Source organism: Streptomyces sp. NPDC015346 (genome assembly GCF_043078785.1).
Taxonomy (GTDB): Bacteria; Actinomycetota; Actinomycetes; order Streptomycetales; family Streptomycetaceae; genus Streptomyces.
This window is the reverse complement of record NZ_JBIBTW010000005.1, coordinates 134,730-150,943: the sequence shown is the minus strand read 5'-3', so window position 1 is coordinate 150,943 and position 16,214 is coordinate 134,730. Positions and strand designations below refer to the sequence as shown.

Sequence of the window (16,214 nt, the reverse complement as noted above, 5' to 3'; positions counted from 1 at the left end):
AGAGCGAGGGACCCAAGTTGCGCCGCGCCGTCTGTCCGGGGTCATTCGACCCCATCACCAACGGACATCTCGACATCATCGCCCGCGCCTCCAAGCTGTACGACGTCGTACACGTCGCGGTGATGATCAACCAGTCCAAGAAGGGCCTGTTCACCGTCGACGAGCGGATCGAGCTGATCCGCGAGGTGACGGCCGACTTCGGCAACGTGGAGGTCGAGTCCTTCCACGGCCTCCTCGTCGACTTCTGCAAGCAGCGTGACATCCCCGCCATCGTGAAGGGTCTGCGGGCCGTCAGCGACTTTGACTACGAACTGCAGATGGCGCAGATGAACAACGGGCTCTCGGGCGTCGAGACCCTCTTCGTCCCCACCAACCCCACCTACAGCTTCCTGTCGTCCTCCCTGGTCAAGGAGGTCGCCGCCTGGGGCGGCGACGTCTCCCACCTGGTGCCGGAGGCCGTCCTCGGCAGGCTCAACGAGCGCCTCGCCCAGCAGCGCGCTCAACAGTGACGCTCGGCCACACCTCCTGACAGACCGTCACCCGGTGTCGGGCGGCGCCGACTGCCCTTACAGTCGTCCCGTCCGTCTCCATCCAGCTGTAGAGAGTGGCGAGCACCCGGTGGACGTGCAGAAGAAGCTCGACGAGATCGTTTCGACGGTCACAAACGCCCGCTCCATGCCCATGTCGGCGTCCTGCGTGGTCAACCGCGCCGAGCTGCTCGCCATGCTCGAAGAGGTACGGGAGGCCCTGCCGGGCTCCCTCGCCCAGGCCCAGGAGCTCCTCGGCGGCCGGGAGCAGATGGTCGAGCAGGCCCGGCAGGAGGCCGAGCGGATCATCGCGGCCGCCCACGCGGAGCGCGGCTCGCTGATCTCCGACACCCAGGTCGCCCGCCAGTCCCAGGACGAGGCGGACCGGATCCTCGCCGAGGCCCGCCGCGAGGCCGAGGAGATCCGCGCCGAGGCCGACGACTACGTCGACTCCAAGCTCGCCAACTTCGAGGTCGTCCTCAACAAGACCATCGGCTCCGTCGACCGCGGTCGTGAGAAGCTCCTCGGCCGCGGCCCGGGGCTCGACCAGAACGGCTACGCGGACGAGGACGCCCCCGAGTACAGCGCCGACCCGCAGACCCTGATCCACCGGGCCGACGAGTACGTCGACGCCAAGCTGGGCGCGTTCGAGGCCGTCCTCTCCAAGACCCTGGAGGCGGTCGGCCGCGGCCGGCAGAAGCTGCACGGACGCACCACCAGCGACGCCCTCGGCGAGCACATGGCGGCCCAGGACGCGGCCGGCGGCGGCGCGGTGCACACCAGCGACGCGGACTACCTGGCCGGGCTCGCGGAGCTGGCCGACCCGGAGCCGGTGCGCCGGCAGGCCGCGCAGCCCGCCCCGCAACACGTCCCGCAGATCCCCGCCCAGCAGCCTGACCCGTACGCCTACCAGCAGCCCCAGCCCCAGCCGCAGGACGCGTACGGCTACCAGCACCAGGACCCGTACGCGTACCAGCAGCCCCAGACGGCCGACCCGTACGCCTACCAGCAGCAGTACGGCTACGAGCAGCAGGCGCAGGTCCCGCAGGCGCAGGCCCCGCAGCCGCAGGGCGCCGCCCTGGACGAGACCAGCTTCTTCGACACGAGCATGATCGACCTGGAGCAGCTGCGCCGGTACGAGCAGGGGCACGGTCAGGGCCACGGTCAGGGGCACTGAGCCGGGTCTTGGCCAAGGCCGGATTGGGCCCTGGGCGAAGCGTCCAGTATCCTGGCTCTTCGGTCGCGCGTATGTCCGCGATCCAGGCTGCCCGCTTCGTCTCTCGATTCGAACACGGCAGCCCCTCTCTCGATCCGAAAGCAGGAAGAGCCCTGAGCACGCGCCTCGACCACCGCAACCCCCTCGTGTTCGACACGCACGAGCTGGGGCGGCGTCCTGGTGCCCTGCAGCGGCTCTCCCGCTCGGTATCGGCCCCCGCGGATTTCGGTGTCGTCGGGGTCGTCGGTGTGCCGGAAGGCGCGCCCGTGGAGATTGATCTCCGTCTCGAGTCGGTCATGGAAGGGGTGCTTGTCACAGGCACCGCCCGTGCATCGGCCGAGGGGGAGTGCGTAAGGTGTCTGGAGCCCGTCGAGCTCGAGCTCGACGTGGACTTCCAGGAGATGTTCTCGTACCCCGACTCCGACGACCGGGGCCGCTCCAAGGCGGCCGCGGACGACGAAGCCGAGGACGACGAGGACATGATCCCCCTCGAGGACGGCATGTTCGACCTCGAACCCGTGCTGCGTGATGCGGTGGTGCTCGCACTGCCGATGCAGCCGGTGTGCCGGGAGGACTGTGCGGGTCTGTGTTCCGAATGCGGAATCAACCTGAACGACCACCCGGACCACCACCATGACGCCGTCGACATGCGTTGGGCGGCACTGCAGGGACTCGCCGGTTCGCTGGGAACCGATGAGAAGGACAACATGAGCGGCGCCGAAGCGGGCGTCGACGAGAAGCAGGAGAAGTAGCCGTGGCTGTTCCGAAGCGGAAGATGTCGCGCAGCAACACGCGCCACCGCCGGTCGCAGTGGAAGGCTGCGGTCCCCACCCTGGTTTCGTGTGAGCGTTGCCAGGAGCCGAAGCAGCAGCACATCGCGTGCCCGAGCTGCGGCACCTACAACAAGCGCCAGGTCCTCTCGGTCTGAGTGGCTGGTGAGAGGCGCAATGTCTGAGTCCCCCAAGACGGACAACAAGACGGACAATGCCTCGTCCCACACGCTTCTGGAAGGGCGGCTCGGGTATCAGCTCGAGTCCGCCCTTCTGGTGCGTGCGCTGACGCATCGCTCGTACGCGTACGAGAACGGCGGCCTGCCCACCAACGAGCGGCTGGAGTTCCTCGGGGACTCCGTGCTCGGCCTGGTGGTCACGGACACGCTGTACCGCACCCACCCCGACCTGCCGGAAGGCCAGCTGGCCAAACTGCGGGCCGCGGTGGTCAACTCGCGTGCGCTGGCGGAGGTCGGCCGCGGCCTCGAACTCGGCTCCTTCATCCGGCTCGGCCGGGGTGAAGAGGGCACGGGCGGCCGGGACAAGGCGTCCATCCTCGCCGACACCCTGGAAGCGGTGATCGGTGCGGTCTATCTCGACCAGGGCCTCGACGCGGCATCGGAGCTGGTGCACCGGCTCTTCGACCCGCTGATCGAGAAGTCCTCGAACCTCGGTGCCGGACTGGACTGGAAGACCAGCCTCCAGGAACTCACCGCGGCCGAGGGCCTGGGTGTCCCGGAGTACCTCGTCTCCGAGACGGGCCCGGACCACGAGAAGACCTTCACTGCTGCCGCCCGCGTCGGTGGTGTCTCGTACGGCACCGGCACCGGCCGCAGCAAGAAGGAAGCGGAGCAGCAGGCCGCCGAGTCCGCGTGGCGTGCGATCCGCGCGGCGGCGGACGAGCGCCTGGCGGCGGCGAAGGCCGCCGTGGCAGCGGGTACGGAAGAGGTCGCCGACCTCTCTTCCGCCACGGACACAGCCGCGGCCCGAGCCGCGGACGAACCCACGGACTCCTCCACGGACGTCTCCGTGGACCGGCCCACGGAGCACCCCGCGGACCAGGCTTCGACCTGACGCCCACCGTTTCCTGACGACCCCGCCCCGGCGGGGTCGTCGCCTTTTCCAGGGGCTTGACCGGCTTCCCAGGCTTCCCGGGCTTGACCGTTTCCCGGGCTTCCCGGGCCGGGCGATAGGCTTCGAAGGTCGTCCGAAGCTTTCCGAAGCTCTCTTTTCCCTACCTCCGTGGAGGAGTCCCGTGCCCGAGTTGCCCGAGGTCGAGGTCGTACGGCGCGGTCTTGAGCGCTGGGTCGACGGGCGGACCGTGGGCGAGGTCGAGGTCCTCCACCCGCGCGCCGTACGCAGGCATCCGGCCGGCGGCGCGGACTTCGCCGCCCGGCTCATGGGCCACCGCCTGGGCACCGCCCGGCGGCGCGGCAAGTACCTCTGGATCCCGCTCGCGGACTCCGACTCCTCCGTCCTCGGGCACCTCGGCATGAGCGGCCAGCTGCTCGTCCAGCCCGAGAGCGCCCCGGACGAGAAGCACCTGCGCATCCGTGTCCGCTTCGACGACGCCCTCGGCACCGAGCTGCGCTTCGTCGACCAGCGCACCTTCGGCGGGCTCTCCCTGCACGAGAACACCCCCGACGGTCTGCCCGACGTGATCGGGCACATCGCGCGCGACCCGCTGGACCCGGAGTTCGACGACGCCGCCTTCCAGGCGGCCCTGCGCCAGCGCCGTACGACCATCAAGCGGGCGCTGCTCGACCAGTCGCTGATCAGCGGGGTCGGCAACATCTACGCCGACGAGGCGCTCTGGCGCGCCCGACTGCACTACGAACGGCCCACCGCGAGCCTCACCCGGCCGCGCTCCGCCGAACTCCTCGGCCATGTACGGGACGTCATGAACGCGGCCCTCGCGGCCGGCGGCACCAGCTTCGACAGCCTCTACGTCAACGTGAACGGAGAGTCCGGTTACTTCGACCGGTCGCTGGACGCCTACGGGCGCGAGGACGAACCGTGCCACCGCTGCGGTACGCCGATGCGCCGCCGCCCCTGGATGAACCGGTCCAGCTACTTCTGCCCGCGCTGCCAGCGCCCGCCCCGCGCCACGGCCGCCGTCACCATCGGGGCCTGACGGAGCCCGCTCGTCAGGGTGCGGCGGGCGCGCGCCCGGCGTCGTAGCTCTCGCGCGCGGCCAGCACCTTGGGCATCCGGCCCTCGACCAGGTCGATCAGGCCGCGCAGCTGCTCCGCGATCTCGTATCCCAGGGGCGTCAGCCGGTAGTCGACGCGCGGCGGATTGGTCGGCTGCGCCTCACGATGGACGAGCCCGTCGCGCTCCAGCGCGTGCAGCGTCTGCGACAGCATCTTCTCGCTCACGCCGTCGACCCGGCGGCGCAGCTCGTTGAAGCGGAACGAGCCCTCGTACAGCGCCCCCAGGGTGAGCGAGCCCCAGCGCCCCGTCACATGCTCCAGCGTCTCGCGCGAGGCACAGGCCCGGGCGAACACGTCGAAAACGAGGTCGTCACTCATGCCTTCTACCCTACGCGGGCGCAGCGCCGCCCATGAGGTTGCGCTGTCGAGCGGATAGCCGTACGGCTCAGAAGCCGAAGAAGTGCCGCACCGGTTCTCTGACCTGCGAACCAACCGCTACTCGCTCCCTTGAGCCGCAAAGGGCCGGTGCGCTGTTGTCATCGTCTACAGGAGAGGGGTGGGCATGGACATCGTGGAACTCATGGAATGGCTGACCGAGCAGGGGTGCTGCGCAGTTTTCAAAGCTGACGGCGAGCGCACGCCGGGAACACGATGGATGGTGATCGTCTCGGGCGGAGTCCTGGGCAAGGATTCGTTCTTTCGTACTGACCAGCCTTCGCCGGACGCGTGTCTTCAAGACCTGCTTGATCACCTTGAGACTGCTGGAGTCTCTCCCTTCGCCTGAGGCCAAGGGCTGCACCGATCTTGAAAACCGTCGTGGCATTCACTCACTCGTACATAGCGGCGGCCCGCAGAGCGTTGCCGATGAACTCCCAGTCCGGTCCGGGGGGCTCCTCGCCCCGAGAGCGGTGGTAGCCCGCTGAATCGTTGATCCATGCGGCCATGGACTCGAGGTAACGCTCCAGGCTCGGGTTCTCCCAGCCGTCGCCGTTGGCGAGCAGATCCTCGCGAAGCTGCTGGATGTGGTGGATCAGGGCTTCTCGCGAGGTGACTGGGGCGTCTGATCCATACGTGGGCTGAGGCATGGCCGCACCGTACAACGAGGTCGGTGGCACGCGGGCCGCCGTAGACGCAGTATGGGCCGCTCCGGTCGCCGATGACGGCCCCGAGACGGCCCACGCCAGCTCATAGGTCGCTGACCTGCGGAAATCTCAGAAGCCGAAGTCCTGGGTCCACCACGGGCCGCCGTCGGCGAAGTGCACGCCGACGCCCATCGTCGTGTAGTCGCAGTTCAGGATGTTCGCGCGATGGCCGTCGCTGGTCATCCACGCCGCCATCACGGCCGCCGCGTCCACCTGGCCGCGGGCGATGTTCTCGCCGGCCATGCCCGATATGCCCGCCCTGGCGGCGCGCTCCCACGGGGTCGCCCCGTCGGGGTCGGTGTGGTCGAAGAAACCGCGCCGCGCCATGTCCTCGCTGAAGGCGTCGGCAAGCGCCGCCAGCTGGGCGTCGGAGCGCACCGCGGAGCAGCCCACCTTGGCCCGCTCCACGTTGACCAGCCGGACGACTTCCGCCTCGGCGGCCGCGTCGCGGGAGACCCTCGGCGGGGCCGGGGCGCGCACGACGGGCTTCTCGGTCGTCGGGGCCGGCTTGGGCGGGGTCGGCTTCGGCGTGGCGGTGCGGGTGCGCGTCGGCGTCGGCTTGGGGAGCGTCGGCTTCTTCGGCGTGACGGTGGCGACCGTCTTCGACGGCTTCGGCGCGGGGGTCTTCGCGGCGGTCTTCGACGGGGTCGCGGAAGGGGAGGGCTTGGCGGAAGGCGTGGCGGAGGGGGAGGACGTCCTGCCGGGCGCCTTGCCGGAGCCCTTGGCCGGGGTCGGGGACCCGCTCGTCGGGGTCGCCGAGGAACCGCCCTGCGTCGTCAGCTCCGGGGCCTGCCGGGACTCGGCCTGCCGCTGCCTGTCGGAGCCGGCGCTCCCGACGGTGGAGGTGTCCCCGCCGGGCAGCAGGCCCGCGGCGACGGCGACCGCGCCGACCGCCACGGCGGCCGAGGCGCCGAGCAGACCGGTGCGCACAGGCACGCCCCACCTCTTGCGGGCACCGGGGTGCAGGCGGTCCGTGCCGGCCGCGTACTCTTCTGCGGCGGGCGCGGCGCCGGAGCGACGATGGCGTCCCATTGCTCTGCCTTCCTGACGACCTCTGCTGTGCGCTTTGCTGATCTTTGCTTCTGTGGAGCCCGCGACGGGCCCGTCGCGACCCGTGCCGGGGTACGTCTCCGGGGCGCGTCCGAACGGGTGAGCCTCGTCCGGTCGGGACTGTACGCCATGACGCGCGGGGCTGGTGTGCTGCTCGGGCGATCGGCCCGTTAGCGTGCAGCCATGAACGATGACGTACGGCTGACCGCCTGGGTGCGCGGCCGAGTACAGGGAGTGGGCTTCCGCTGGTTCACCAGGGCAAACGCCCTGGAGATCGGAGGCCTTGTTGGCTTCGCCCTCAACCTCGACGACGGACGTGTCCAGGTCGTGGCCGAGGGACCGAGTGAGAATTGCCACCGTCTGCTCGACTGGCTCCGCTCCGACGACACTCCCGGGCGCGTGGACGGAGTCACTGAGATCTGGGACACCCCGCGCGGCGGCTACGACGGCTTCGCGATCCGCTGACGGTCCTGTCGGCAGAGCTCCGCCCGGTGCCCGCCGGAACCCCCGGGCGGACGTTCGAAGAAGCTCCGCTGAAGCGAGAACGACCTGGTGGTTGCCGAGAAGGTCTTGCCTTGCGGAGCGTGGCGCGCAAGGATGATCTCCATAGCCCCCGAGGCACCGTGTCGAGAGGCGCCGCCGGCCGTTCCGCCGGCCGCAGCCCCCCGGTCTCCCTTGGATACGGGGCGTGATCGTGTTGACCGTCAAACTTTTTGGTGAGACTCTGGAAGCCCCGCGCACCTTAGCTGTTTGGCAGTAAATCCGGCACGACAAGAAGCACTGCCGAACACCGCGGGTGCGAAAATCTCTCACGACCCACACCGCTTCGGTCGGTCACTCAGTGTGGAGGACCATCCATCATGGCAAAGGCGCTTCTCGGTTACGTCGGCGGCTCCGACCCGCGACTCCTCGCCGAGATGCGACGGCTTCAGCAGCGCGTCCAGGACCTCGAGTCCGAGCTTGTACGGATTCAGTCCGAGAACGACGCGCTCAACGCCGCCGCCGCTCAGCACGGAGAGTCGCTGCTGAACAGCATTGACCTCGACGTTCCCCAGGCGGAGCCTGCGCTCACCTGAGCCTCGAGCCCACAGGGCCGGGTGAGAAACACTCTCGCTAGCACAGCTAGACATGCAAGGGACGCTTCGGCGTCCCTTCTTTCTTGAGCCCCCAGGTGGTCCCCGCCCCGTGCGCACGTCCGTCGTGCCTTGATGGAGGGTGTGCCCTGCGCCTTCATGGGTGAAACGCACGCGCCCCGGTAGAGTCAGGATGCGTGCATCTCAAGGCCCTGACCCTCCGCGGTTTCAAATCGTTCGCCTCCGCCACCACCCTGCGGTTCGAACCCGGAATCACCTGTGTCGTGGGCCCGAACGGATCCGGCAAGTCCAACGTCGTGGACGCGCTCTCCTGGGTCATGGGGGAGCAGGGCGCCAAGTCGCTGCGCGGCGGCAAGATGGAGGACGTCATCTTCGCCGGCACCACCGGGCGCCCGCCGCTCGGCCGCGCCGAGGTCTCGCTCACCATCGACAACTCCGACGGCGCGCTGCCCATCGACTACGCCGAGGTCACCCTCACCCGGATCATGTTCCGGGGCGGCAGCAGCGAGTACCAGATCAACGGCGACACCTGCCGGCTCCTCGACATCCAGGACCTGCTCTCCGACTCCGGCATCGGCCGCGAGATGCACGTCATCGTCGGCCAGGGCCAGCTCGACTCCGTCCTGCACGCCGACCCGATGGGCCGCCGCGCCTTCATCGAGGAGGCGGCCGGCGTCCTCAAGCACCGCAAGCGCAAGGAGAAGGCGCTGCGGAAGCTGGACGCGATGCAGGCCAACCTCGCGCGCGTGCAGGACCTCACCGACGAGCTGCGGCGGCAGCTCAAACCGCTCGGCCGGCAGGCCGCGGTCGCCCGCCGGGCCGCCGTCATCCAGGCCGACCTGCGTGACGCCCGGCTGCGGCTGCTCTCCGACGATCTCGTACGGCTCCAGGAGGCGTTGAAGGCCGAGGTCGCCGACGAGGCCGCCCTCAAGGAGCGCAAGGAGAGCACCGAGCGCGAGCTGAAGGCGGCGCTGGCCACCGAGGCGGAGCTGGAGGACGAGGTGCGCCGTCTCGCCCCGCGCCTCCAGCGCGGACAGCAGACCTGGTACGAGCTCTCCCAGCTCGCCGAGCGCGTGCGCGGCACCGTCTCGCTGGCCGACGCGCGCGTGAAGAGCGCGACCGCCCAGCCGCCCGAGGAGCGGCGCGGACGCGATCCGGAGGACATGGAACGCGAGGCCGCCCGTATCCGCGAGCAGGAGGCGGAGCTCGCGGCCGCGCTGGAGGCCGCCGAGCGCGCCCTGGAGGACACGGTCGCCCACCGCGCCGAGCTGGAACGCGAGCTGGCGGCCGAGGAGCGCCGGCTCAAGGACGTGGCCCGCGCCATCGCCGACCGGCGCGAGGGGCTTGCCCGGCTCCACGGCCAGGTCAACGCGGCTCGTTCGCGCGCCGCCTCCGCCCAGGCCGAGATCGACCGCCTCGCCGCAGCCAGGGACGAGGCCCAGGAGCGGGCGGTCGCCGCGCAGGAGGAGTACGAGCAGCTCAAGGCGGAGGTCGACGGGCTCGACGCGGACGACACGGAGCTGGGGGAGCGGTACGAGGCCGCCCGCCGGGACCTCGCCGAGTCGGAGACCGCCCTCACGGCCGCCCGCGAGGCCGCGACCGAGGCCGACCGCCGCCGGGCGGCGACCCGGGCACGGCACGAGGCGCTCTCCCTGGGGCTGCGCCGCAAGGACGGTACGGGCGCGCTGCTGGGCGCGCGCGACAGCCTGGGCGGACTGCTCGGTCCGGCCGCGGAACTGCTCACGGTCGCCCCCGGGTACGAGATCCCCGTCGCCGCCGCCCTCGGCGCGGCGGCGGACGCCCTCGCCGTCTCCGGCCCCGCCTCGGCGGTCGAGGCCCTGCGCCTCCTGCGCAAGCAGGACGCGGGCCGCGCGGCGCTGCTCCTGACGGGAGCGGACCCGTACGAGCCCGCCGCCGGCGAGGCCGCTCCGGATCCGGGCGCCTCACCCTCGCCCCAGACCCCCGCCGCGCCCCGCACACCGGCCGTCCACCCGGACGGGCCGGCGCCAGCCGCCGCGCCGGCCGAAAGCCGTACCGCCCTGCCCGCCGCCGAGCCGGCGCCGGACGCCGCGCCCGCCGCCCTGCCCGCGCCGGACGCCCCACCCGCCGCCCGCCGTGCCGCCCTGCCCGCCGACGGGCCCCCGCCCGCCGCCCTGCCCGCGCCGGACGCCCCACCCGCCGCCCGCCGTGCCGCCCTGCCCGCCGCCCACCCCTACCCCTCCGCCGTCTCTCTCGTCCGCGGGCCCGACGAACTCATGGGCGCCGTGCGCCGGTTGCTCGACGGGATGGTCGTCGTCGGGACGCTGGAGGAGGCCGAGGAGCTCGTTCGCGCGCACCCGCGCCTCACCGCCGTGACCGCCGAAGGGGACCTGCTCGGGGCGCACTTCGCCCACGGCGGCTCCGCCGGCGTGCCCAGCCTCCTGGAGGTGCGGGCGTCCGTCGACGAGGCGGCGGCCGAGCTGGCGGAGCTGGCCGTACGGTGCGAGGAGCTGGCCGCCGCCGAGCGGGAGGCGAGCGAGCGCCGCCGCGCCGCCGCCGCGTTCGTCGAGGAGCTGGCCGAGCGCCGCCGGGCCGCGGACCGCGAGAAGTCGGCCGTCGCCAAGGAGTTCGGCCGGCTCGCCGGGCAGGCCCGGGGCGCCGCGGGCGAGGCCGAGCGGACCGCCGCCGCCGTCGCCCGCGCCGAGGAGGCGCTGGAAAAGGCGCTCCACGAGGCCGAGGAGCTGACCGAGCGCCTGCTCGTGGCCGAGGAGACCCCGGCCGAGGAGGAGCCCGACACCTCCGTCCGTGACCGGCTCGCCGCCGACGGCGCGAACGCCCGCCAGACCGAGATGGAGGCCCGGCTCCAGCTCCGTACCCACGAGGAGCGCGTCAAGGGCCTCGCGGGCCGCGCCGACTCCCTCGACCGGGCGGCCCGCGCCGAACGCGAGGCACGCGCGCGTGCCGAACAGCGCCGCGCCCGGATGCGCCACGAGGCCGAGGTCGCCACCGCCGTCGCCGCCGGAGCGCGCGGGCTCCTGGCCCACATCGAGGTGTCCCTGGTCCGCGCCGAACAGGAGCGCGCCCTCGCCGAGGCCGCCAAGAACGCCCGCGAGCAGGGCCTTGCCGCCGCTCGCGGCCGGGGCCGGGAGCTGAAGGCGGAGCTCGACAAGCTCACGGACTCGGTCCACCGGGGCGAGGTCCTCGGCGCGGAGAAGCGCCTGCGGATCGAGCAGCTGGAGACCAAGGCCCTGGAGGAGCTCGGGGTCGAGCCGGCCGGCCTCGTCTCCGAGTACGGCCCCCATCAGCTCGTACCGCCGTCACCGCCCGCCGAGGGGGAGGAGCTCCCCGAGGACCCGGAGCACCCGCGCAACCAGCCCCGGCCCTTCGTACGGGCGGAGCAGGAGAAGCGGCTCAAGGCCGCCGAACGGGCGTACCAGCAGCTCGGCAAGGTGAATCCGCTCGCGCTCGAGGAGTTCGCGGCGCTGGAGGAGCGCCACCAGTTCCTCTCCGAGCAGCTGGAAGACCTGAAGAAGACCAGGGCCGACCTCCTGCAGGTGGTGAAGGAGGTCGACGTGCGCGTCGAGCAGGTCTTCACGGAGGCGTACCGGGACACCGCTCGCGAGTTCGAGGGGGTCTTCTCGCGTCTCTTCCCCGGCGGCGAGGGGCGGCTGATCCTGACCGACCCCGACAATATGCTCACCACCGGCGTCGACGTGGAGGCCCGCCCGCCGGGCAAAAAGGTCAAGCGCCTCTCGCTGCTCTCCGGCGGCGAGCGTTCGCTGACCGCCGTCGCGCTCCTCGTCTCCATCTTCAAGGCCCGCCCCAGCCCCTTCTACGTGATGGACGAGGTGGAGGCGGCCCTCGACGACACCAATCTCCAGCGGCTGATCCGGATCATGCAGGAGCTGCAGGAGTCCTCCCAGCTCATCGTCATCACGCACCAGAAGCGGACGATGGAGGTCGCGGACGCGCTCTACGGCGTTTCCATGCAGGGCGACGGGGTATCCAAGGTCATCAGCCAACGCCTGCGGTAGGCCTGCCCACCCCGGTGATGTTCAAACCTTGAACGCAAGGCGACACGCCGTCTCCTGGAGTTCGCCAACCCCCACCTCTTGACTTCGAAACTTGAACGAATAGTCTCTGCAACGTTGCTTTTACCTTCAAGTGGTGGGCGGCGTGAAGTTGTGCGCCACTGGAAGGGCTCGCCCCCCACGCCCCGGCGACGCTGCCGGAGCCTCCAGGAGTCCATGTGACCAGCACCGCGCAGGCGCCTACGCCGCCGCCTTCCGAAGGCCGAGCCGCCCACCCGGACCACCTCGGCCACGTCATCTTCATCACGGCGTCCGCCGCGATGGGCGGTTTCCTCTTCGGCTACGACAGCTCCGTCATCAACGGCGCCGTCGAGGCCATCCGGGACCGTTACGACATCGGCTCGGGCACGCTGGCCCAGGTCATCGCCATCGCCCTGATCGGCTGCGCCATCGGTGCCGCGACCGCGGGCCGGATGGCCGACAAGATCGGCCGCATCCGCTGCGTGCAGATCGCCGCCGCGCTGTTCTCCGTCAGCGCCGTCGGCTCGGCCCTGCCCTTCGCCCTCTGGGACCTCGCCTTCTGGCGGATCGTCGGCGGCTTCGCCATCGGCATGGCCTCCGTCATCGGCCCCGCGTACATCGCGGAAGTCGCCCCCGCCGCCTACCGGGGCCGCCTCGGCTCCTTCCAGCAGGCCGCCATCGTCATCGGCATCGCCATCTCCCAGCTGGTCAACTACGGCATCCTGCAGCTCGCCGACGGCGACCAGCGCGGCGAGATCGGCGGCCTCGAAGCCTGGCAGTGGATGCTCGGCGTGATGGTCGTCCCCGCGGTGCTCTACGGTCTGCTCTCCTTCGCGATCCCCGAGTCCCCGCGCTTCCTGATCTCCGTCGGCAAGGTCGACAAGGCCAAGGAGGTCCTCGCCGAGGTCGAGGGCCACACCGTCAATCTCGACCACCGCGTCGCCGAGATCGAGCAGGCCATGCGCCGCGAGCACAAGTCCACCTTCAGGGACCTGCTCGTCATCGGCAGCCGCTTCAAGCTGCTCCCCATCGTCTGGGTCGGCATCGGACTCTCGGTCTTCCAGCAGCTCGTCGGCATCAACGTCGCCTTCTACTACTCCGCGACGCTCTGGCAGTCGGTCGGCATCAACCCGTCCAGCTCGTTCTTCTACTCGTTCACCACGTCGATCATCAACATCGTCGGCACCGTGATCGCGATGGTCCTGGTCGACCGGGTGGGCCGCAAGCCGCTCGCGCTCGTCGGCTCCATCGGCATGGCCGTCGCCCTCGCCTTCGAGGCCTGGGCGTTCTCCGCCGACCTCGTCGACGGCAAGCTGCCCGAGACCCAGGGCGTCGTGGCGCTCGTCGCCGCCCACGTCTTCGTGCTCTTCTTCGCCCTCTCCTGGGGCGTGGTGGTCTGGGTCTTCCTCGGCGAGATGTTCCCCAACCGGATCCGCGCCGCCGCCCTCGGCGTCGCCGCCTCCGCCCAGTGGATCGCCAACTGGGCCATCACCGCGAGCTTCCCGTCCCTGGCGGACTGGAACCTCTCCGGCACCTACGTGATCTACACGATCTTCGCCGTGCTCTCCGTCCCCTTCGTGCTCAGGTACGTCAAGGAGACCAAGGGCAAGGCGTTGGAGGAGATGGGCTAAACCCCGCTGCCCCTCTCCTCGGCCACGAGAACTGCCCCGGCTCAGGCACCTACGCCTTGAGCCGGGGCAGTACGTCCTCCCCGAACAGCCGCAGACTGCGCCAGCCCTCCTCCAGGGGCATCCCGCCGCACAGCGGATGCAGCACCAGAGTCTCCAGACCGAGCGCGAGACACTCCCGCGGCGTCACGATCCGGTACACCCCCTCGGCGCGCAGCTCCGCCACCGTCGTCGCCGTCGAGCGCACCGCCGAGCGGATGTCCTTCGACTGCCAGGAGGCGTACGTCCGCGCCTCGTGCAGGAAATGCTCCCCGTACAGCTCCCAGCACCGGTCCGGGTCCTCCGAGAGATGCAGCAGCGAGGTCTCCTTCGCCGGCATCATCGTCCAGCCCTCGGTGCCGTACTCCGCGCACCGCTCCCGGTAGTACGTCTCCAGCTCCGGCAGGTGCGCGCTCGGGAAGAACGGCAGACCCAGCCGGGCCGCCCGCCGCGCCGCCGCCCGCGATGACCCGCCCACCAGCAGGAGCGGATGGGGCCGACTGACCGGCCGCGGAGTGACCCGTACCGTACGGCCCTGATACGTGAAGGGCTCGCCGGACCACGCCGTCAGCAGCGTCTCCAGGAGCAGGTCCTGCAGCTTGCCGCGCCGGCCCCAGTCGACCCCGCGCTCCTCGTACTCCTCCGGCCGGTAGCCGATCCCCGCCACCGTCACCAGACGGCCCCCGCTCAGCAGGTCGAGGACCGCGATCTCCTCGGCGAGCCGCAGCGGGTCGTGCAGCGGGCCGATGATCGCGGAGACGGTCACGGCGATCCTCTCCGTCGCGCCGAACACCGCGCCCGCGAAGGCGAAGGGGGAGGGGAGCCAGTTGTTCGCGGCCCCGTGGTGCTCCTCGGTCTGCACCGTGTCGATCCCGTGCTCGTCGGCGTAGGCCGCCATGGCGAGCGCGGCGCGATAGCGCTCCGAGAGCGACGCGGGGGTGGCGTGGGGATCGACCAGGTTGAACCGTACGACGGTGAACGGCATGGGAAGTCCCCCTCCGCGGGTGGGAAGCCGGCGAAGGGGGACCGTATCTGACGTGGCGTCAGATGGAAACAGTCTCGCGGACCCCGGCCGGCTCCACGGGCGCCGGGTCGGCGGTCCTCGGCAGCGCCGCGTACAGCACGCCCGCGACCACGATCGTCGCCGCCCAGCCGAGCCCGTTCTCACCGATCCAGGAGGAGGCCAGCGGACCGGAGAACCAGTCGACCCCGGTGAACAGCAGACCCGCCACCAGCGCCACGGCCCAGGCCGTCATCGCCTGCCAGGCGAAACCGCCCCGGTACCAGTAGGCGCTCGTCCGCGTGGTGTCCATCAGCGCCACCCCGTCGTACGACCGGCGGCGCAGCATGTCGACGCCGAAGACGCCGATCCACGCGGAGAACGCCACCGCGAGCAGCGTCAGGAAGGAGATGAACGAGCCGATGAAGCTGGTCGCCACCACCATCAGCAGGAAGCCGAAGACCAGGCTGATCACGGCGTTCACGCTCACCGCCGCCGCGCGCGACACCTTGATGCCGAGCGTCTGCGCGGTGAACCCGGCCGAGTACATCGACATCGAGTTGATCAGCAGCATCCCGATCAGCGCGATCAGCAGGTACGGGACGGAGATCCAGGCCGGCAGCAGCTCACCGATGAAGGACACCGGGTCCTGTGCCGAGGCCAGACCGGGCGTCGCCACCGCCATGACCGCGCCCATCAGGACCATCGGCAGCACGACGATCCCCGCGCCGCCGACCGTGGAGCCGACCATCGCCCTGGACGAGGAGGTACGGGGGAGGTAGCGGGTGAAGTCGGGGCCCGAGGGGACCCAGCTGATGCCGCCCGCCGCGATGGTGCCGATGCCCGCGATCATCATCGCCGTCGAACCGGCCGGCTTGTCGAAGACCGCCGACCACTCCGTGTTCGCCACCAGATACACCAGCACGAGGACGGAGAAGGCGCCGAAGAGATACGTCGACCACTTGCTGCAGACCCGCAGCGCGTTGATGCCGAGCCCGGACACCAGGAACGTGCAGGCAACGAAGAGCAGCAGCGTGACGACGATCAGCGCGGTGTTCGACTCGATGCCGAAGAGCAGATCGAGGACGGTCAGCACGGCATAGGCGCCGGTGACCGCGTTGATGGTCTCCCACCCCCAGCGGGCCACCCAGATCAGCGAGCCCGGAAAAAGGTTTCCGCGCTGCCCGAACACGGCCCGCGACAGCGCCATGCCCGGCGAACCGCCGCGCTTCCCGGCGATCGATATCAGGCCGACGATGCCGTACGAGAGGACCGGCGCGGCCGTCGCGACCACCAGGACCTGCCAGAAGTTCAGGCCGTTGAAGACGACCAGTCCGGCACCCATCGTGAGAAGAAGCACACTGATGTTGGCCGCGACCCAGGTCGGGAACAGCTCGCGTACGTGCCCGGTGCGCTCGGCGTCGGGAACGGGTTCGAGGCCACGGGTCTCGACGGCGCTTTCGGACGTCGCGCCCTCGGTGTCGGAGGCAAGAGGCATGGGTGGGCTCCGGGCAGAGGTGTGGGGGATGCCCACATCGTACATTTCGCCCCAAGGGCGTGCCGA

General features: G+C 70.7%; 16 protein-coding genes. 11 read left to right on the top strand and 5 right to left on the bottom strand.

Translation table 11 applies throughout. The features are described 5' to 3' along the window. Positions 1 to 17 precede the first annotated feature (17 nt). From coaD to mutM, 6 genes are all read left to right on the top strand, one after another. Complete coding sequence (gene coaD, locus ACF06X_RS19725) at positions 18 to 509, top strand: pantetheine-phosphate adenylyltransferase (protein WP_392289022.1); 492 nt, start codon at positions 18 to 20, stop codon at positions 507 to 509. A gap of 109 nt (positions 510 to 618) precedes the next feature. Further along, complete coding sequence (locus ACF06X_RS19720) at positions 619 to 1,704, top strand: ATP synthase F0 subunit B (RefSeq protein WP_392288556.1); 1,086 nt, start codon at positions 619 to 621, stop codon at positions 1,702 to 1,704. 71 nt (positions 1,705 to 1,775) lie between these two features. Continuing rightward, entirely contained in the window at positions 1,776 to 2,495 is a 720-nt protein-coding gene (locus ACF06X_RS19715) for a YceD family protein (protein WP_392288555.1), read from the top strand. 2 nt (positions 2,496 to 2,497) lie between these two features. Next, positions 2,498 to 2,671, top strand: coding sequence for a 50S ribosomal protein L32 (rpmF, locus tag ACF06X_RS19710; RefSeq protein WP_030496967.1), 174 nt, complete (start codon positions 2,498 to 2,500; stop codon positions 2,669 to 2,671). 19 nt (positions 2,672 to 2,690) lie between these two features. Next, positions 2,691 to 3,587, top strand: a complete 897-nt coding sequence (gene rnc / locus ACF06X_RS19705; protein ID WP_392288554.1) for a ribonuclease III — start codon at positions 2,691 to 2,693, stop codon at positions 3,585 to 3,587. 181 nt (positions 3,588 to 3,768) lie between these two features. Next, complete coding sequence (gene mutM, locus ACF06X_RS19700) at positions 3,769 to 4,647, top strand: bifunctional DNA-formamidopyrimidine glycosylase/DNA-(apurinic or apyrimidinic site) lyase (RefSeq protein ID WP_392288553.1); 879 nt, start codon at positions 3,769 to 3,771, stop codon at positions 4,645 to 4,647. A gap of 13 nt (positions 4,648 to 4,660) precedes the next feature. Here mutM and ACF06X_RS19695 read toward each other — a convergent pair whose 3' ends face one another. Then, positions 4,661 to 5,044, bottom strand: coding sequence for a winged helix-turn-helix transcriptional regulator (locus tag ACF06X_RS19695; protein ID WP_392288552.1), 384 nt, complete (start codon positions 5,042 to 5,044; stop codon positions 4,661 to 4,663). 184 nt (positions 5,045 to 5,228) lie between these two features. Here ACF06X_RS19695 and ACF06X_RS19690 point away from each other — a divergent pair, with 184 nt between their 5' ends. Continuing rightward, positions 5,229 to 5,450: a hypothetical protein gene (locus ACF06X_RS19690; protein WP_392288551.1), complete on the top strand. Its 222-nt coding sequence runs from the start codon at positions 5,229 to 5,231 to the stop codon at positions 5,448 to 5,450. Between the two features lie 43 nt (positions 5,451 to 5,493). Here the strand turns inward: ACF06X_RS19690 and ACF06X_RS19685 are convergent, their stop codons facing one another. Together ACF06X_RS19685 and ACF06X_RS19680 are read right to left on the bottom strand one after the other, a co-directional pair. Beyond that, complete coding sequence (locus tag ACF06X_RS19685) at positions 5,494 to 5,751, bottom strand: hypothetical protein (protein WP_392288550.1); 258 nt, start codon at positions 5,749 to 5,751, stop codon at positions 5,494 to 5,496. Between the two features lie 126 nt (positions 5,752 to 5,877). Next, positions 5,878 to 6,840 carry a CAP domain-containing protein gene (locus ACF06X_RS19680; RefSeq protein ID WP_392288549.1) on the bottom strand — a complete coding sequence of 321 codons (963 nt, stop codon included), beginning with the start codon at positions 6,838 to 6,840 and terminating at the stop codon, positions 5,878 to 5,880. A gap of 201 nt (positions 6,841 to 7,041) precedes the next feature. On the opposite strand from ACF06X_RS19680, the gene ACF06X_RS19675 reads away from it, so the two are divergent. From ACF06X_RS19675 to ACF06X_RS19660, 4 genes are all read left to right on the top strand, one after another. Next, the gene (locus ACF06X_RS19675) at positions 7,042 to 7,323 is read left to right on the top strand and encodes an acylphosphatase (RefSeq protein WP_392288548.1); all 282 of its coding nucleotides are present in this window, start codon (positions 7,042 to 7,044) and stop codon (positions 7,321 to 7,323) included. A gap of 395 nt (positions 7,324 to 7,718) precedes the next feature. After that, positions 7,719 to 7,934: a hypothetical protein gene (locus ACF06X_RS19670; RefSeq protein WP_158990924.1), complete on the top strand. Its 216-nt coding sequence runs from the start codon at positions 7,719 to 7,721 to the stop codon at positions 7,932 to 7,934. A 194-nt stretch (positions 7,935 to 8,128) separates the two neighbouring features. Continuing rightward, positions 8,129 to 11,965: a chromosome segregation SMC family protein gene (locus ACF06X_RS19665; RefSeq protein ID WP_392288547.1), complete on the top strand. Its 3,837-nt coding sequence runs from the start codon at positions 8,129 to 8,131 to the stop codon at positions 11,963 to 11,965. A 215-nt stretch (positions 11,966 to 12,180) separates the two neighbouring features. Continuing rightward, positions 12,181 to 13,614, top strand: coding sequence for a sugar porter family MFS transporter (locus ACF06X_RS19660; protein WP_392288546.1), 1,434 nt, complete (start codon positions 12,181 to 12,183; stop codon positions 13,612 to 13,614). Positions 13,615 to 13,663: 49 nt separating this feature from the next. Here ACF06X_RS19660 and ACF06X_RS19655 read toward each other — a convergent pair whose 3' ends face one another. Then, positions 13,664 to 14,635 carry an LLM class flavin-dependent oxidoreductase gene (locus ACF06X_RS19655; protein ID WP_392288545.1) on the bottom strand — a complete coding sequence of 324 codons (972 nt, stop codon included), beginning with the start codon at positions 14,633 to 14,635 and terminating at the stop codon, positions 13,664 to 13,666. Between the two features lie 58 nt (positions 14,636 to 14,693). Further along, on the bottom strand, positions 14,694 to 16,148 hold the full coding sequence (locus tag ACF06X_RS19650) for a cytosine permease (RefSeq protein WP_392288544.1): 1,455 nt from the start codon (positions 16,146 to 16,148) through the stop codon (positions 14,694 to 14,696). Positions 16,149 to 16,214 lie beyond the last annotated feature (66 nt).

Coding starts and splice junctions, on each gene's coding strand:
- ACF06X_RS19715 (WP_392288555.1), top strand. CDS start 1,776: ATGTCCGCGATCCAGGCTGCCCGCTTCGTCTCTCGATTCGAACACGGC.
- rnc (WP_392288554.1), top strand. CDS start 2,691: ATGTCTGAGTCCCCCAAGACGGACAACAAGACGGACAATGCCTCGTCC.
- ACF06X_RS19695 (WP_392288552.1), bottom strand. CDS start 5,044: ATGAGTGACGACCTCGTTTTCGACGTGTTCGCCCGGGCCTGTGCCTCG.
- ACF06X_RS19690 (WP_392288551.1), top strand. CDS start 5,229: ATGGACATCGTGGAACTCATGGAATGGCTGACCGAGCAGGGGTGCTGC.
- ACF06X_RS19685 (WP_392288550.1), bottom strand. CDS start 5,751: ATGCCTCAGCCCACGTATGGATCAGACGCCCCAGTCACCTCGCGAGAA.
- ACF06X_RS19680 (WP_392288549.1), bottom strand. CDS start 6,840: ATGGGACGCCATCGTCGCTCCGGCGCCGCGCCCGCCGCAGAAGAGTAC.
- ACF06X_RS19675 (WP_392288548.1), top strand. CDS start 7,042: ATGAACGATGACGTACGGCTGACCGCCTGGGTGCGCGGCCGAGTACAG.
- ACF06X_RS19670 (WP_158990924.1), top strand. CDS start 7,719: ATGGCAAAGGCGCTTCTCGGTTACGTCGGCGGCTCCGACCCGCGACTC.
- ACF06X_RS19655 (WP_392288545.1), bottom strand. CDS start 14,635: ATGCCGTTCACCGTCGTACGGTTCAACCTGGTCGATCCCCACGCCACC.
- ACF06X_RS19650 (WP_392288544.1), bottom strand. CDS start 16,148: ATGCCTCTTGCCTCCGACACCGAGGGCGCGACGTCCGAAAGCGCCGTC.